17 protein-coding genes are annotated in these 12968 nt (G+C 61.6%); 9 read left to right on the forward strand and 8 right to left on the reverse strand.

Translation table 11 applies throughout. From position 1 onward, the window contains the following. The first annotated feature begins 76 nt into the window (after positions 1–76). The 7 genes from DC522_RS12555 (at position 77) to DC522_RS12590 (ending at position 7005) form a co-directional block, all read left to right on the forward strand. Positions 77–1573 carry a DUF4118 domain-containing protein gene (locus DC522_RS12555; protein ID WP_245444112.1) on the forward strand — a complete coding sequence of 499 codons (1497 nt, stop codon included), beginning with the start codon at positions 77–79 and terminating at the stop codon, positions 1571–1573. Beyond that, complete coding sequence (locus DC522_RS12560) at positions 1570–2262, forward strand: response regulator (protein WP_116529042.1); 693 nt, start codon at positions 1570–1572, stop codon at positions 2260–2262. The genes DC522_RS12555 and DC522_RS12560 overlap by 4 nt, the downstream gene beginning before the upstream one ends. Before the next feature lie 169 nt (positions 2263–2431). Then, entirely contained in the window at positions 2432–2899 is a 468-nt protein-coding gene (locus DC522_RS12565) for a hypothetical protein (protein WP_116529043.1), read from the forward strand. A gap of 1 nt (position 2900) precedes the next feature. Beyond that, entirely contained in the window at positions 2901–4838 is a 1938-nt protein-coding gene (locus tag DC522_RS12570) for a potassium transporter Kup (RefSeq protein WP_245444113.1), read from the forward strand. A gap of 771 nt (positions 4839–5609) precedes the next feature. Next, the gene (locus tag DC522_RS12580) at positions 5610–5822 is read left to right on the forward strand and encodes a hypothetical protein (protein WP_133239269.1); all 213 of its coding nucleotides are present in this window, start codon (positions 5610–5612) and stop codon (positions 5820–5822) included. Between the two features lie 182 nt (positions 5823–6004). Beyond that, positions 6005–6754 carry a Crp/Fnr family transcriptional regulator gene (locus DC522_RS12585; protein ID WP_116529047.1) on the forward strand — a complete coding sequence of 250 codons (750 nt, stop codon included), beginning with the start codon at positions 6005–6007 and terminating at the stop codon, positions 6752–6754. After that, the gene (locus tag DC522_RS12590) at positions 6751–7005 is read left to right on the forward strand and encodes a hypothetical protein (protein WP_116529048.1); all 255 of its coding nucleotides are present in this window, start codon (positions 6751–6753) and stop codon (positions 7003–7005) included. Before DC522_RS12585 ends, DC522_RS12590 begins: the two co-directional genes overlap by 4 nt. Positions 7006–7581: 576 nt before the next feature. Here the strand turns inward: DC522_RS12590 and DC522_RS12595 are convergent. From DC522_RS12595 to DC522_RS12615, 5 genes are all read right to left on the reverse strand, one after another. Beyond that, positions 7582–7782, reverse strand: coding sequence for a hypothetical protein (locus tag DC522_RS12595; protein WP_116529049.1), 201 nt, complete (start codon positions 7780–7782; stop codon positions 7582–7584). A gap of 48 nt (positions 7783–7830) precedes the next feature. Then, a complete protein-coding gene (locus DC522_RS34765; RefSeq protein ID WP_165820142.1) occupies positions 7831–8166 on the reverse strand; it encodes a hypothetical protein in 336 nt (111 codons plus the stop codon). Beyond that, positions 8159–8356 (reverse strand): hypothetical protein, encoded by a 198-nt coding sequence (locus DC522_RS34770; RefSeq protein WP_165820143.1) that lies wholly within the window; start codon positions 8354–8356, stop codon positions 8159–8161. The genes DC522_RS34765 and DC522_RS34770 overlap by 8 nt, the downstream gene beginning before the upstream one ends. Before the next feature lie 129 nt (positions 8357–8485). Next, positions 8486–8752 carry a sensor histidine kinase gene (locus tag DC522_RS12610; RefSeq protein ID WP_116529052.1) on the reverse strand — a complete coding sequence of 89 codons (267 nt, stop codon included), beginning with the start codon at positions 8750–8752 and terminating at the stop codon, positions 8486–8488. 205 nt (positions 8753–8957) lie between these two features. After that, the gene (locus tag DC522_RS12615; RefSeq protein ID WP_116529053.1) at positions 8958–9230 is read right to left on the reverse strand and encodes a hypothetical protein; all 273 of its coding nucleotides are present in this window, start codon (positions 9228–9230) and stop codon (positions 8958–8960) included. A 302-nt stretch (positions 9231–9532) separates the two neighbouring features. Between DC522_RS12615 and DC522_RS12620 the strand changes: the two genes are divergently transcribed. After that, a complete protein-coding gene (locus tag DC522_RS12620) occupies positions 9533–9838 on the forward strand; it encodes a hypothetical protein (protein ID WP_133239271.1) in 306 nt (101 codons plus the stop codon). 339 nt (positions 9839–10177) lie between these two features. Here DC522_RS12620 and DC522_RS12625 read toward each other — a convergent pair whose 3' ends face one another. Next, complete coding sequence (locus DC522_RS12625) at positions 10178–10549, reverse strand: hypothetical protein (RefSeq protein WP_133239272.1); 372 nt, start codon at positions 10547–10549, stop codon at positions 10178–10180. A gap of 498 nt (positions 10550–11047) precedes the next feature. Here DC522_RS12625 and DC522_RS37230 point away from each other — a divergent pair, with 498 nt between their 5' ends. After that, positions 11048–11449 carry a DUF4145 domain-containing protein gene (locus DC522_RS37230; RefSeq protein WP_165820144.1) on the forward strand — a complete coding sequence of 134 codons (402 nt, stop codon included), beginning with the start codon at positions 11048–11050 and terminating at the stop codon, positions 11447–11449. A 292-nt stretch (positions 11450–11741) separates the two neighbouring features. On the opposite strand, the gene DC522_RS12635 is transcribed toward DC522_RS37230, so the two are convergent. Continuing rightward, complete coding sequence (locus tag DC522_RS12635) at positions 11742–11987, reverse strand: hypothetical protein (protein WP_116529057.1); 246 nt, start codon at positions 11985–11987, stop codon at positions 11742–11744. Between the two features lie 82 nt (positions 11988–12069). Then, positions 12070–12258 (reverse strand): helix-turn-helix domain-containing protein, encoded by a 189-nt coding sequence (locus DC522_RS35860; protein WP_245444114.1) that lies wholly within the window; start codon positions 12256–12258, stop codon positions 12070–12072. Positions 12259–12968 lie beyond the last annotated feature (710 nt).

Raw genomic sequence — 12968 nt, forward strand, 5'->3', positions numbered from 1 at the left:
GCGTCGTGCTGCGCAATCCTTGTTCGGGAGCGGACACGGGAGATCCTCAGCCCGCGCCGGGAAGAGGGATCGCCTCTTGGAGGTAGCGTGGCCCTACCTCTGGTCCGCCGCGGCGGTTGCCGCGGCGGCAGGGATCGGCCTCGGATTGACGGCCCTGGTCCGTCTCCCGAACGTTTCGATGGTCTTCCTCTTGGCGGTCCTGTTTTCGGCTGCCCGCTTCGGCATCTGGCCGGCCCTGTTCTCGTCGGGGCTGTCGTTCCTGGCCTATAACTTCTTCTTCATCGAGCCGCTCCATACTTTCTCGGTCACCGAACCCCATGAACTGCTCTCGCTGTTCGTACTTTTGGCCGCCGCTGTCCTGACCTCGGCCATTGCGGGCCGCGCCAGGGATCAGGCGAGCAGGGCGGCGGAGCGCGAAGCCGCCTCGCAGCGCCTGTACAAGTTCGCACGCCGTCTGTCGGCACTGGCCGATCCCCAGTCCGTGCTCGATCATGCGGCCATCCAAGCCCACGGCGATCTGCATCGCCCTTGCGCGATCCTGTTGCGGCAGGAAAGCGGCCTCGTGGTGTCGGCCGCCTGGCCGCCCGACGATCAGTTCAGCCCGGAGGCCCTCTCGGCAGCGACGCTGGCCCTGTCGCAGGAGCAAGCCACGGGCGCCGGAACCTCGGTCGACCCAACAATTCCGTGGCTCTTTCTGCCTCTTCGCACGCCCAGCGGTGCCATCGGGGTCCTTGGCGTTGCCCACCCCGACAATGCACCTCTTACTCCCGAGGCGCGAACACTTGTCGAGACCCTGGCGGAGCTGACCGCAACGGCCCTGGAGCGGGCGCGCCTTGCACAGGAAATTACAACCACGCGGGCCGCCGCCGAGGCCGAGAGGGTCCGCAACACCCTGCTGGCCTCGATCAGCCATGACTTCCGTACGCCGCTGGCATCCATCCTCGGCGCTGCGACCAGCCTGATCGAGTATGGCGCACGGCTGCCGGACCCGGCCCGCCGTGACCTGCTCGCGCAGGTGAAGGACGAAGCGGAACACCTGGACGGGATGGTCCGCAACCTCCTGGCGATGACGCGGCTGGAGGCCGGGGCGCTCGAGCTTAACCGAGACTGGATCGACGTGCGGGAACTGCTTGACCGCACCGTCGCCCTCGTGAAGCGTCGTGGGGCAATCCAGACGTTCCAGGTTCGCGTGAACGAAGCGGTTCCGTTTGTCGCCGGGGACCCAAACCTGCTGGACCAGGTTCTGGCCAACGTGCTCGGGAACGCTGTGCAACATGCAGGCCCTGCCGCCCATGTCGATCTTCATGCCGAGCGCGAAGGAGATCAGGTTGTGCTCTCGGTGACGGATGACGGCCCCGGAATCCCCTTGGACGTGCTGCCGCGTGTCTTCGAGAAGTTCGCGCGGGCGCCAAGGCCGAGCGGCGACGCCGGCGAGGGGACAGGGCTCGGCCTCGCCATCGTCAGGGGGGTTGTTGAGGCTCATCACGGCACTGTCGCGGCGACAAGCCCGGTTGCGCACGGACGTGGGACCCGGATCGAGATCAGATTGCCACTTCCGAAGGACGACCCATGACCAATCCCGCCCGCGTCCTCGTTGTCGATGACGAGCCGGCCATCCACCGCTTCCTCGCGCCGGCGCTTCTGGCGAATGACTATGAGGTTCTCAAAGCCAACAACGGGAGCGATGCCCTTCGGCAGATTGCATCGGACGCTCCGGACATCGTCATTCTGGACCTCGGCCTGCCGGACATGGATGGAAAGGACGTCATCACCCGGGTACGCCAATGGTCTGATGTGCCGATCATCATTCTTTCGGCCCGCGACCGGGAGGCTGAGAAGATTGCCGCCCTGGACCTCGGCGCTGACGATTTCGTCAACAAGCCCTTCGGCGTCGGCGAGCTGATGGCGCGCCTGCGGGCGGCGTTGCGCCACCGCATGCAGCGCAATGGCGAGACGCCGGTCGTGGGTGTCGGCGGCCTGGAGATCAATGTTCCCCGCCGACGGGTGACATGGCAGGGCACCGAGGTGAACTTGAGCCCGAAGGAGTTCGATCTCCTCGCCTTCCTGGCGCGGCACGTCGGCAAGGTGGTGACGCATCGGCAGATCCTGACTGCCGTGTGGGGGCCGGCCCACGAGCATGACACCCAATACCTGCGGGTCTACATCGGCCAGCTCCGGCAGAAGATCGAGCCGAACCCATCCGATCCCCGCTTCATCCTGACGGAGTCAGGCATCGGCTATCGCCTGCTCGACATGGCTTGAGCGGCTTTCGGGCCGGCGTCTTTATACGGCCTTTATATCGCGGCCCTCACTTCCGCATCGAATTTTTATGCGAACCGGATCATGTCTCCCCGACAGGGCAGGACACGGCCATTTGGCTCGCGGAGAGCTGATTGGCCGGACCCGTCGTGCCCTGTCGGGACAAGCTGGCATGTGGTTTAGGCGAAACCAGGAACGCGCTCTCCGCTCTCTCCTGTCGAGGATCGAGGCGGCCTCCGAGCCGACAAACAACCTCGTGGCGGAGGTTTTGCAGCAGGCATGCCCCCGGCTACAGGCGGCACCCAAGCCCAACGACCTCGTGCGGCGACTGATTGCGGCAGAGGCCTGGGTCGATTTGGGGTTCTGGCTGATTGGCTGGGAATTGCCGGACTGGGTGATCCACCGGCTGTCCTGCGATGACCGGCGCTGGACCTGCTCGATCTGCGTCCGCGGTCTGGCGATCAACTGGATCGAGGACGTTGCCGAGTTCCAGCACGACAACCCCTCCCTGGCGATCCTCGGCGCCCTTGTCCAGGCCCAACTCCGAAAGATCCAAGGACCTGTTCCGAGCAATGTCACTCCCTTTAGAAGGACGGGACGGCGGGGAACCAATCGCGTGAGCAACGATGCAGAAAGATAACATGACCACAACAGTTCCAGGCCAGTCCGCATCCGATGAATCGGATGGTTCCCCACTAGCCCATGCCCCACTAGCCCATGCCAGGACCGGCTTCTGGACTCTGACCCTCGGCTCCGTCGGCGTCGTCTACGGCGACATTGGCACAAGCCCGCTCTACGCGCTGAAGGAAAGCCTGATGGCGGCCTCGGAGGGCGGCGCGCTCACCCGCGAGATGGTGCTCGGCGTGCTCTCGCTGATCCTGTGGGCCCTCATCGTCATCGTCACGATCAAGTACGTGCTGCTCATCCTGCGGATGGACAACAGCGGCGAGGGCGGCACGCTCTCGCTCATGGCTCTGGTGCACCGCGCCATGGGGCCAATGGCAGGCGGCGTCATCACCCTCCTCGGCATCGTGGGTGCGTCCCTGTTCTATGGCGATGCAATCATCACGCCGTCCCTTTCCGTGCTCTCGGCCGTGGAGGGCCTCAAGCTCGCCACCCCGGCCTTCGAGCCCTACATCGTGCCGCTGTCCCTGATCATCCTGCTCGGTCTGTTTGCCGTACAGAGCCGCGGCACGGCCTCGGTCGCGGTCTGGTTCGGACCGATCACCACGGTCTGGTTCCTGGCTATGGCTGTCGGTGGCCTGATCCACATCGGTGATGATCCAGGAATTCTGGCTGCAATCAATCCGATCTACGGGGTGCTGTTCCTGATCAACCACGGTATTGCCGGCCTCTTCGCCCTCGGCGCGGTGTTCCTGGCGGTGACGGGTGCCGAGGCGCTCTATGCCGACCTGGGGCACTTCGGCCGCAGGCCGATCCAGACGGCTTGGCTCGGCCTTGTCCTGCCCTGTCTGGCGATCAACTACGCGGGGCAGGCTGCGCTCCTGCTGGCTCATCCCGACAAGCTGGAGAACCCATTCTTCCTGCTCTACCCGGCTTGGGCGCTGCTGCCGATGGTCGCCCTTGCAACAGCGGCCACGATCATCGCGAGCCAGGCGGTGATCACCGGTGCCTTCTCGCTGACCCAGCAGGCGATCCAACTCGGCCTCATGCCGCGCCTCGAGATCCGCCGCACCTCGGAAACCGAGAAGGGCCAAGTCTACCTGCCCCGCATCAACTGGCTCCTGCTTGCCGCGGTGGTCGTCCTTGTCATCGCCTTCCGCAGCTCCAGTGCCCTGGCATCGGCCTACGGCATTGCTGTCACGGCGACTATGGTCATCACCGCCATCATGGCGTTCTTCGCCTTGTGGCGGTGCTGGAAGTGGTCGCCTCAGATGGCGGCGCTGGTGATCGTGCCGTTCCTGCTGGTCGATGCCGTGTTCTTCGGGGCCAACATCCTGAAGGTTGCCGAGGGTGGCTGGTTGCCGCTGCTCATGGCCGCTTCCCTGACGATCGTGATGCTGACCTGGCGGAGGGGTGTGCGGATCCTGTTCGACAAGACCCGCAAGGTCGACGTGCCGCTGCTTGAACTCATCGGCATGTTGCAGAAGAGCCAGCCTCATCGCGTGAAGGGCACCGCTGTGTTTATGACCAGCGATCCCGATACGGCTCCGGCAGCCCTTCTGCACAACCTCAAGCACAACAAGATCCTGCACGAGAAGAACGTGGTGCTGACGATCAAGACCGCGGATGCTCCGCGCATTCCGGATGAAGAGCGGGTTCAAATCGAATCGCTGGGTGACTCGTTCTGGCGGGTGATCATGACCTTTGGCTTCATGGAAAGGCCGAACATCCCGCGCGGCCTCGCGCTCCTGCGCAAGCAGAGCTTCACGTTCGACATCATGGCGACGTCGTTCTTCGTCTCGCGGCGCTCGATCCGGCCCTCGGCCCATGGCGGCATGCCATTCTGGCAGGACAAGCTGTTCATCAGCCTCGCCAAGTCGGCCAACGACGCCACCGACTTCTTCCAGATCCCGACCGGGCGCGTGGTGGAGGTCGGCACGCAGGTGACGGTATGAGCGGGGCTATCTGCGCAACGCTCCGCCCCGTGGCCGTTGCGGTCATGATCCGCAAGGCCAATCCAGCCGTACACTGCGTGTTCAACGCAGCAGGTGAGGCGTGTCTTGCCAGCCTCAGAAGCCTGAGGTTGTGCCGTGGCCATTGAGGATCTTCGGAACCTACTGTGGAACGGGGCAATCCTCTCCGGCGGATTGTCCATCGTCGCCCATGTGATTGCCAGGCAATCCTGGAAGCAGTTCCAGGCTTCTCTGAAAGCTGACCTCACACCAGACACGGGTGATCTACCCAACAAACGGGAGTGGGATTTTAGGTACTGGCATAGGATTGGGCTTTGGACAGCGAGGCTCTCAATCGTCTGCTCCACCGTGTGGCTCATTTCCAAGCTGATCTACCTGTGATCCGTCCCATACTCTCGAAAAGGCAGCCGCACGAGCCGGTCACCCGCAAATCTGCGCCCTGGTTGTCCGCACACGCTTAACGATGGCGTTCGGCGGTGAACCACGAATGTCTCGCTCTGGCAGATATCGGACCGTGCGCCTTTGGCAGCTTCCGAATGACATGCAGGCATTCAAAAGGGCTGGGCAACTTCCGTTTATGACTCATGTATGGGCCGGCCGAGCGTCGCAAGAGGCGTTCGAGATGGCGAGGTTGGTCTTGCGCTCATGGATCCGGCCCACATGTGAAGAGACGCTGCTTTTCTTTTCAACGTATGTTGGCCTATCGTTTTAACCTATGTTGATCGCAGGCGATCTGAGGCATAATTGTTCATCATGCCCTACCGCCAAGAAGACATTGCCAGGGTCCAGGAGCGGATCGTCGAAGCCGATCTGCGGGTGTCCGCTCAAATCGCCCGTATCGAGCGAATGATCGAGAAGGGCCATGACGTAACCGAAGCCAAGGACCTGCTTCGGAAATTGGAGTTGATCCTTGACCAGTGGCACGTCCGGCGCCGACTCATGCTGGACGTCATCACCCGAGGCTGAGTGCTGATCACAAGCAACTTAGTCCTCGTCATGAAAGCAGCGGCTGACCGAAATCGCAAAAAAGTAACATGGGTCAAAGACAGACCTGCGCTTGTCTGTAAGGATAGCGGCATCATCAGCAATGGCCATGGTGCCGGGAGCGGAACCATAGGAGAGCTCCCATCTGCAGAACAGAGAACGTCATGGTGCCTGCAGCTTCTCCATCCGATCACCATCCGCTCGTCCGCAAGCTGGAGAGCATCTTCACCCTGACCGATGACGAGCGGCAGGCCCTCCTTGATCTGCCGATGCAGGCAACCGTCATCAAGGAGGATCAGGACGTGGTGCGGGAGGGCGACCGCCCCTCTCGGTCTTTCGTGATCCTGAGCGGCTTTACCGGCACCTACAAGGTCACCGGAGATGGCAGGCGCCAGATCGTGGCGTTCTGCATCCCGGGTGACATGCCCGACGTGCAGAGCCTGCACCTGAAGGTGCTGGACATCAGCGTGGCCACCCTGACCCCGTGCAGTGTCGGCTTCATCACCCATGAGGCGCTGTGGGATCTCTGCCTGCGCTATCCCCGCATCACCGCCGCCTTCTGGCGTGAGACCCTGGTGGAGGCCGCCAGCTTCCGGGAATGGTTGCTCAACGTCGGACAGCGCGAAGCTTACCATCGCATGGCCCACATCCTGTGCGAGCTGCTGGTGCGCCTGAGGGCGGTGGGGCTGGCCGAGGATCATGTCTGTGATCTGCCGATCACCCAGGCCGAGTTTGCCGATGCACTCGGCGTCTCTACGGTGCATGTCAACCGGGTGCTGCAGGAGCTGCGGGCTGACGGCCTGATCGAAACCAGGGGAACCCAACTGATCATTCCCGATTGGGAGAAGCTGAAGCAGGCGGGCGACTTTGACGAGACTTACCTTCACCTCAAGCAAGGTGGAGCAGCCGCATGACCCTCACGCTTCAGCCGGTGCGGGTCGCGACGGGAGCTGAAGAAGAGGGCATGCTGGTCTTTGACCATGACCAACGGCTCTTGGCGGTGCTGATCCAGCTCTCGCCTGAGAACGAGGTGGCTCCCGGGCACTGGTTCCTGGAGGTCGGCTTTGATCGGCTGGGCGAACTCAGCCACCCGACCTTTGCCGATCTGAGTGAAGCCGAGGACTGGATCAGTCAGCGCTCCAGCGTCGGTCGATCCCGTCGGTAGCGGTTCCATCAACGTCTTCAGCGGAATTCTGCCTGCCTGTGAGCAATCGAGGATTGGGTGTGCGGGCTGCTGTGAACCCAGAATGTCTCCAAATGGCACTCCCCAGACCAAGGAGCTTGGTCCCCCTTCGGCGACTAAAGCATCGGACGTGAAAAGTGGATCTGCACTTTTGGGATTGATCCGATGCTTTCTCCTTGAATGAGAGCATCGTTCAGGCGACCCGAAGGGCCGCGCCAGCGAATGACCGGATCCACTTTTCACGGGCGTGCTCCTTCGGGTCGCTGACGCGGACCTTCGGTTCCGCACGATGCTCTAAAAAGTCAGCGTTCGCTGAGCGGCCTGAACGTGAAAGTTTGACCCGGTGCGGATTTTCCGCCGTCGGCTCGATTATTCGCACAGGGTGATCTTCCATGCAGTGCTACGGTCCCTGGCCTCCGTTCCGGAAGAGGAGGAGCACGCAGGAAACTACAGGGATCAGGGACTGAGAGGAGAAGCCGATGGCATCTGCCCTGGCGACCTCATGAGGATCTTCAGCACGTTGCCACGACTTGTAGGCTTATCGGAAATTCGTGGCGTTTAGTCCTCCCCCGCCGGGCCCTGAGCAGGGGCGACGTTCCCGGCCCGGCGCTCCTCTTCCTCCGCCAGTGCCTCCAGGTGCATGGCTGTCGCACGAAGCTGGCCGCGGGCGTCGTTGATCGAGATCTGGCGGGCGAGGTTCCGGACCTCCTGAGCCTGCCGGCGATATTCGGCGGCCTTATCGCAGCGTGGGGAATACAAGGCCACCCTCATTGCAGAGCAATCAGGCTACTAACGCACTTCAGAAGCCTAACGTTCGCCACCCCATAAGGTGTAGAATGGCTCCATCACCGGCAGATTCGAACCCGTAGGCGCCAGTGACTGAGAGAGACGTGCGCTCCCGCCTGCACGGCCGGGGGTGTCGCCATGAACGACCTCCAACGCGAACGCGAAGACCTGATCCTGGCAGATCGGCATCTCGCCGCCGGTGAGCAACGGATCTCTGGGCAGATTGCCCTGATCCGGAGGATGACCGAGCAAGGCTGCGATACCACTACGGCCAGAGAGCTGCTGCGGCTGCTCGAAGAGACCATGGTGCTCTGGCAGGACCACCGCCAGCTCATCCTGGAGGCCATCGCTAGGCATGAGCGGTCTGCCTCCCCACCTCCTCAGGCGGATCCTGGGCCGGAAGCGCCCTGACCGTAGCAAGCTCCTCGGGTGGGTGCAGCAGAAGCGGATCCAGTTCGGCCTCGATCCAGGCCAGTTCCAGAATCTGGTGCCTGATCCGCTCCTGGGCCTGCTCGAGGGCCTGTCGGAGTCGGGCTGCTTCGGCCACAACCGCCTCCGTGTGCTGGATCAGGGATCGTCCTCCATGCTCATGACGACACCTCCGGATCGGCGGTCCTCATGTCGTCCCAGTGGCCGCTGTTCCATAAACGGCGTCTTCGAAATCGCACGGTCCGTGCTATAGGGGGAGAGGAAATTTCACGCAGGTGCGCGTGCCCTTCTTGACCGGCTCCTGCTCGATCTGGCCGTCAAGCTGGGTGGTGAAGGCGTCAAGGAGCTTCAGCCCAAGGCCGGGGATCTGGAACAGGCGGCCGGCAATTCGATCCTGGAACTCCTCGAAGATGAAGGCGTCGTCAGGGTTACTGAGATCAAAGTCGTAGGTCTGGATAAAGGTCAGATTGCCGTTCTCATTCGCGCGCGGGACATCCACGGACGCTCGGTCCATCGCGCGGGACGTCTACCGCCTAGAGCATCGTGCGGAACCGAAGGTCCGCGTCAGCGACCCGAAGGAGCACGCCCGTGAAAAGTGGATCCGGTCATTCGCTGGCGCGGCCCTTCGGGTCGCCTGAACGATGCTCTCATTCAAGGAGAAAGCATCGGATGGGTCCCAAAAGTGCAGATCCACTTTTCACGTCCGATGCTGTGGGCCTTCATCCATGGCGGTGGTCGACAACGGTATATTCCGCATCGATTACGCCGTCCCGGGGATGTCGCCTGGACTGAGCTTGGCGCAGACGGCGGCGGACATAGAAAAGCAGGGCAACGCCGCCGACCAGCACCAGGGGCAGGACGATGAGCAGCCCGATGAGGATGAGGGCCAGAAGGGCAAGGCCCGCCGCAGTCAGGACTGCGAGCCTGATCAGGGCGGTCCAGAATGGACCTGTGCCAGCCTTGGCGCCCTGAACAACGTAAATCACTCGCATCGTCGTCTTCCTCGCAATCGCGTAGCGCCTTCCTTCCCGGCTGACAGTCCAGGATTGGTGGCGCCTTGAGCCCTCATGATCGTCCTTGCGATGGGGCCGGCACTTCCTGCGTCGTATACGAAGCCGACAGAGGTCTTCATCCCGACCTCGAAGCGCCGGTGAGCCGCACCTTGTCCGCAGGGGTGAGGACGCCTAACCCGCCTCCGCTGTGAGATGGTGCGCCGGACAGCAATAGGAGACGGTCAATACGACCAAATCGTGGAGAGTAATGTGCGTATTTCCCACATCTAGGACCCAGCTGCATGGTAAGATTATTTACTTGTCGCTCACCCGTAGAAGCCATTGCCCGACCCCTTCGCCTCGCCTTGATCCTGCTTCTCCTGTGCGCCGGAGTGGTCATCGCCGCTCCTGCCATCATGAACTCCGATCAACGTATCCCGTCTTCCGTCGCCGCGGCGGCTCCAAAGCCGGTCCGCAACGATTTCGTTCTTCGGGTGTACGCCAAGTCGGGCTGCGTCTGGCGGGTGTCGGTGGACACCGGCCGGCGCGAACTCGACCCGCTGCCTTACAAGCGCCCTAAGGGCAGGGTTCAGAAGGCAAGAAGTTGATGGTATCGCCACTGGCCCGAACTGCTCAAAACTTGGGAATTGATTGGGTGAACGGTTTCGTGACGATCGCCTATTCCTGTCCGTGCTGTGGGAGGCCTCAGGCGCTCTTGCCGTCCCGGGCGGATGCAGCCTCGGCGGTGCGGTGCGCCGGGTGTGGCCGCGAACATGGGTCTTTGCACGAAATCAGACGGGCGCTCTCCGAGCAGGCTCGCGAGGATGCAGCGCAGAAGGCGCGGCAGATCTACCGGTCACGCCGCCAAACGAAGAAAGCTCCTTTATCTGGTCAGACAGCGGAAGGAAGCGACGGTTAACCAGGATAGGGCACCTAAGTCCGCGTGCCTATTTTGGTACGCAAGCGACGGTGAACTCGGAATGGAGCAGTTCGAGTTCACGTCCTCCGCTGATCATGCATCGTTGGATCTTCTTGTCCGTCAGATAGGCTTCGGCGGCATCCCAATAGCGGATCGGATGCTCCGTCGACTCAGGCGCGTCCTCAGTGAGCATGGCCCGACACGCCGCACCGGCGGCTTCACTGGCCGCGAAGGCCGTCACCAGCAGCTTGTCCGCCTTTTCGTGTACTCGGTAGGTCCGGCGGCAGCTCAAACGGATCTCATGTCCGGAACTCTGGCCATATTCGCCGATGATGTAGGCGGCCGAGCATCCGGAAAGGGCTGTCGTAAGGACAAGCATAGGGAGCAGGTAGGTTTTCATCGGGACCAGTCATAGACAACGGTCGCCAAAATGCCAGCCTGTTGAGGCGGACGATGCCCAGGCTGTCGTCAATGACGAGGCTGGATTCGGCACGGTATTCATAGAACGTGAGACTGGGAAACAACCTGATCTCACTCCAGGCTCCAGATGACTCTGCGGCTGGCCGGATCGGCCACAACTATCTTGCCCCCGATGATCGTGTACCGGAACGGGTCGTATTGAACTGTGCGGTGTCCATTTCTCAAGCGTAGTCAGGACACTTGATGGGCGGCTGATGAATATTCGGGGATCAATAAACAGAACTTACTACCAAGGAAAGATACCCGGATTTATCGTGAAGGCCGCTGTAACCGAGGTCCGCGATGGCAAACCAAGCCCGCACAAGACGCACTTCGCATCATTCTGCGTTGATCAACTCGATACGCGAGCGATGACGAATAGCGCACCCGACCTGAATGGCTTTCAGAGATATGGATATATGACGGTCAGCTACATAATTTGCTTATCGATACTTGCACGGCGCTCGATAGCGGTCTTCGCATCTTCGCAGCTATAGGCATCAGGACTGCCTTTGACCGCGCGTCTGAGTTTCTCGGAGTAAATCCTGCCAAAAGGCTCGACGAAAAGCTCGACGAACTCCTTGCGCAAGGCAAGATCGGGACAAACGAGCGCGAGATGCTTGACGCACTGACAGATGCGGGAAGTGCCGCGGCTCATCGGAGTTGGCGGCCATCGGCGCACCAACTCGAAATCATGTTGGCAAGCATTGAGGGCTTCATTTGCAGAACGTTTATCCTCGGCTATCAAGCCGAGAGACTAAGGGAGGCCGTGCCGCCTAAGCCACCTCGCCAAAAGAAGCTGATGATGCCTAAGCCTCCGCCGGAGCCTGCTGCAGCCTGATCCGCCTCGCGCGTGAGATCTGAAGTTCCAAAACGCTCATTTCGCGTCGAAAATGGGGGAGCAAACCTAACCCAAACGAGAACTTCATCGTGGCGGCCTGAGCAATTACTCTCAGGTCAGGGCCTCTCAGGGCCTGGTCCGCTGGACTGCCCTGATCGCGAGGCCCCGACGCCGGCGTGATCGGATCAAGCCTCCTTGATCGCGCCGGCGTCGCTCTTTCGAGAGCTGGCCGGACCAGTATTTCCCGAAGGCCGGTTGTGGAACCGGAAGCAGTCTGTACGAGGAAAGCCGCCTAACGCCCCCTGGCAAGGCGCTGCCTGATGCCCTCTTGGGCTGCTTCCAGATCGGCATATGCGGGATGATCCAGTCCTCCCGGCAGACCGAACCCAACCTCTATAATCCAATGCCCAGACAGGCTGTCGTACTGGTCCGAGTGGTGGGTCAGCGCCGCCAGGAGCCGCTGGTCGTCATCGAAGACCAGCAGGCCCTCTTCATCGCTGCCGGTCGCAACCCGCACGGGCTGAAAGGTGAAGCTCATGCGGCTGCCTCTTTCTGCTCCAGATGCAGGTAGCCCAGATCGAACTCAGCGGCCTGCTTCAACTTCTCCCAGTCGGGAATGTTCAAGCGTGTCCCTTGGTCTCGATCAGGCCATCGATCCGCAACTGCTGCAGGATCCGATTGACGTGGACCGTGGTCATGCCGAGCGCATCCGCGAATTCGCCCTGGGTGATCGGCAGATCGCAGGCATGGTTCTGGACCAAGCCGACCGCCCGCAGGCGCACCAGCAGCTCGCACAGGATGTGGGCCATGCGCTGGTAGCCTTCGCGTCGCTCGACATTGGCCACCCATTCCCGGAAATGGCCGCATCAATCAGGGTCTCGCGCCAGAACGCGGCGGCGAGGCGCCGGTGGCGGTCGCAGAGAGCGTGCAGGGCCTTGTGCTGGATAAACCCTACCGTGCAAGGGCCAGAGCCTCGGACGTGAAAAGTGGACTTGCACTTTTGGGATTTGATCCGATGCTCCCTTCTAGAGAGAGCGCATCGTTGAAAGCGGAACCGGAGGTCCGCGTCAGCGAAAACCGGTCCACTTTTTAAGCACGATGCTCTAGCCAGATGGCGGGAGGACCGTGCCAAACAGGCACTTGTGGGATCAAGAGGACCGGCAGGCAGCGCATGACCACAAGCATCACCGCCTCCTCTCAAGGCCGACGATTATGCTGCCGCTCGCTGCAAGAGTTCGTGCCCTCGCACATACGGTGCGTTGACTGATAATGCCCTGAAGTTCTGACAAATTCTCTAGGGACAAAGGCGCCAAGGACGACGGACTCTCATCAAGTCCAGCGCGGCTGATTCTTCCGAAGTCCGGCGTTGCAAAAGAAAGTACCCGTCGACTCAAACGGCGCTTTGAGTAAATCCGATGCCTTTTGCGGCACTGGCTCTAGTGCCGGTCTCAGTCATTCTGAAAGGTGTGGGGCAGAAGCCGTTCGAAGCGGTTTCGCGTAATCGCATAGCACTCGCAGA

Origin of the sequence: Microvirga sp. KLBC 81 (genome assembly GCF_003075415.1) — a bacterium.
In the GTDB taxonomy this organism is placed as follows: Bacteria; Pseudomonadota; Alphaproteobacteria; order Rhizobiales; family Beijerinckiaceae; genus Microvirga.

Bases quoted from the DNA above. Each gene is read 5' to 3' on its own strand.
- DC522_RS12610 (WP_116529052.1), bottom strand. From the start codon at position 8,752: ATGGACCGAGCGTCCGTGGATGTCCCGCGCGCGAATGAGAACGGCAAT.
- DC522_RS34765 (WP_165820142.1), bottom strand. From the start codon at position 8,166: ATGCCTAGCGATGGCCTCCAGGATGAGCTGGCGGTGGTCCTGCCAGAG.
- DC522_RS12620 (WP_133239271.1), top strand. From the start codon at position 9,533: ATGGTAAGATTATTTACTTGTCGCTCACCCGTAGAAGCCATTGCCCGA.
- DC522_RS12570 (WP_245444113.1), top strand. From the start codon at position 2,901: ATGACCACAACAGTTCCAGGCCAGTCCGCATCCGATGAATCGGATGGT.
- DC522_RS12565 (WP_116529043.1), top strand. From the start codon at position 2,432: ATGTGGTTTAGGCGAAACCAGGAACGCGCTCTCCGCTCTCTCCTGTCG.
- DC522_RS35860 (WP_245444114.1), bottom strand. From the start codon at position 12,258: ATGGCCCACATCCTGTGCGAGCTGCTGGTGCGCCTGCGGGCGGTCGGC.
- DC522_RS12635 (WP_116529057.1), bottom strand. From the start codon at position 11,987: ATGAGCTTCACCTTTCAGCCCGTGCGGGTTGCGACCGGCAGCGATGAA.
- DC522_RS12625 (WP_133239272.1), bottom strand. From the start codon at position 10,549: ATGAAAACCTACCTGCTCCCTATGCTTGTCCTTACGACAGCCCTTTCC.
- DC522_RS12560 (WP_116529042.1), top strand. From the start codon at position 1,570: ATGACCAATCCCGCCCGCGTCCTCGTTGTCGATGACGAGCCGGCCATC.
- DC522_RS12585 (WP_116529047.1), top strand. From the start codon at position 6,005: ATGGTGCCTGCAGCTTCTCCATCCGATCACCATCCGCTCGTCCGCAAG.
- DC522_RS12590 (WP_116529048.1), top strand. From the start codon at position 6,751: ATGACCCTCACGCTTCAGCCGGTGCGGGTCGCGACGGGAGCTGAAGAA.
- DC522_RS12580 (WP_133239269.1), top strand. From the start codon at position 5,610: ATGCCCTACCGCCAAGAAGACATTGCCAGGGTCCAGGAGCGGATCGTC.
- DC522_RS12615 (WP_116529053.1), bottom strand. From the start codon at position 9,230: ATGCGAGTGATTTACGTTGTTCAGGGCGCCAAGGCTGGCACAGGTCCA.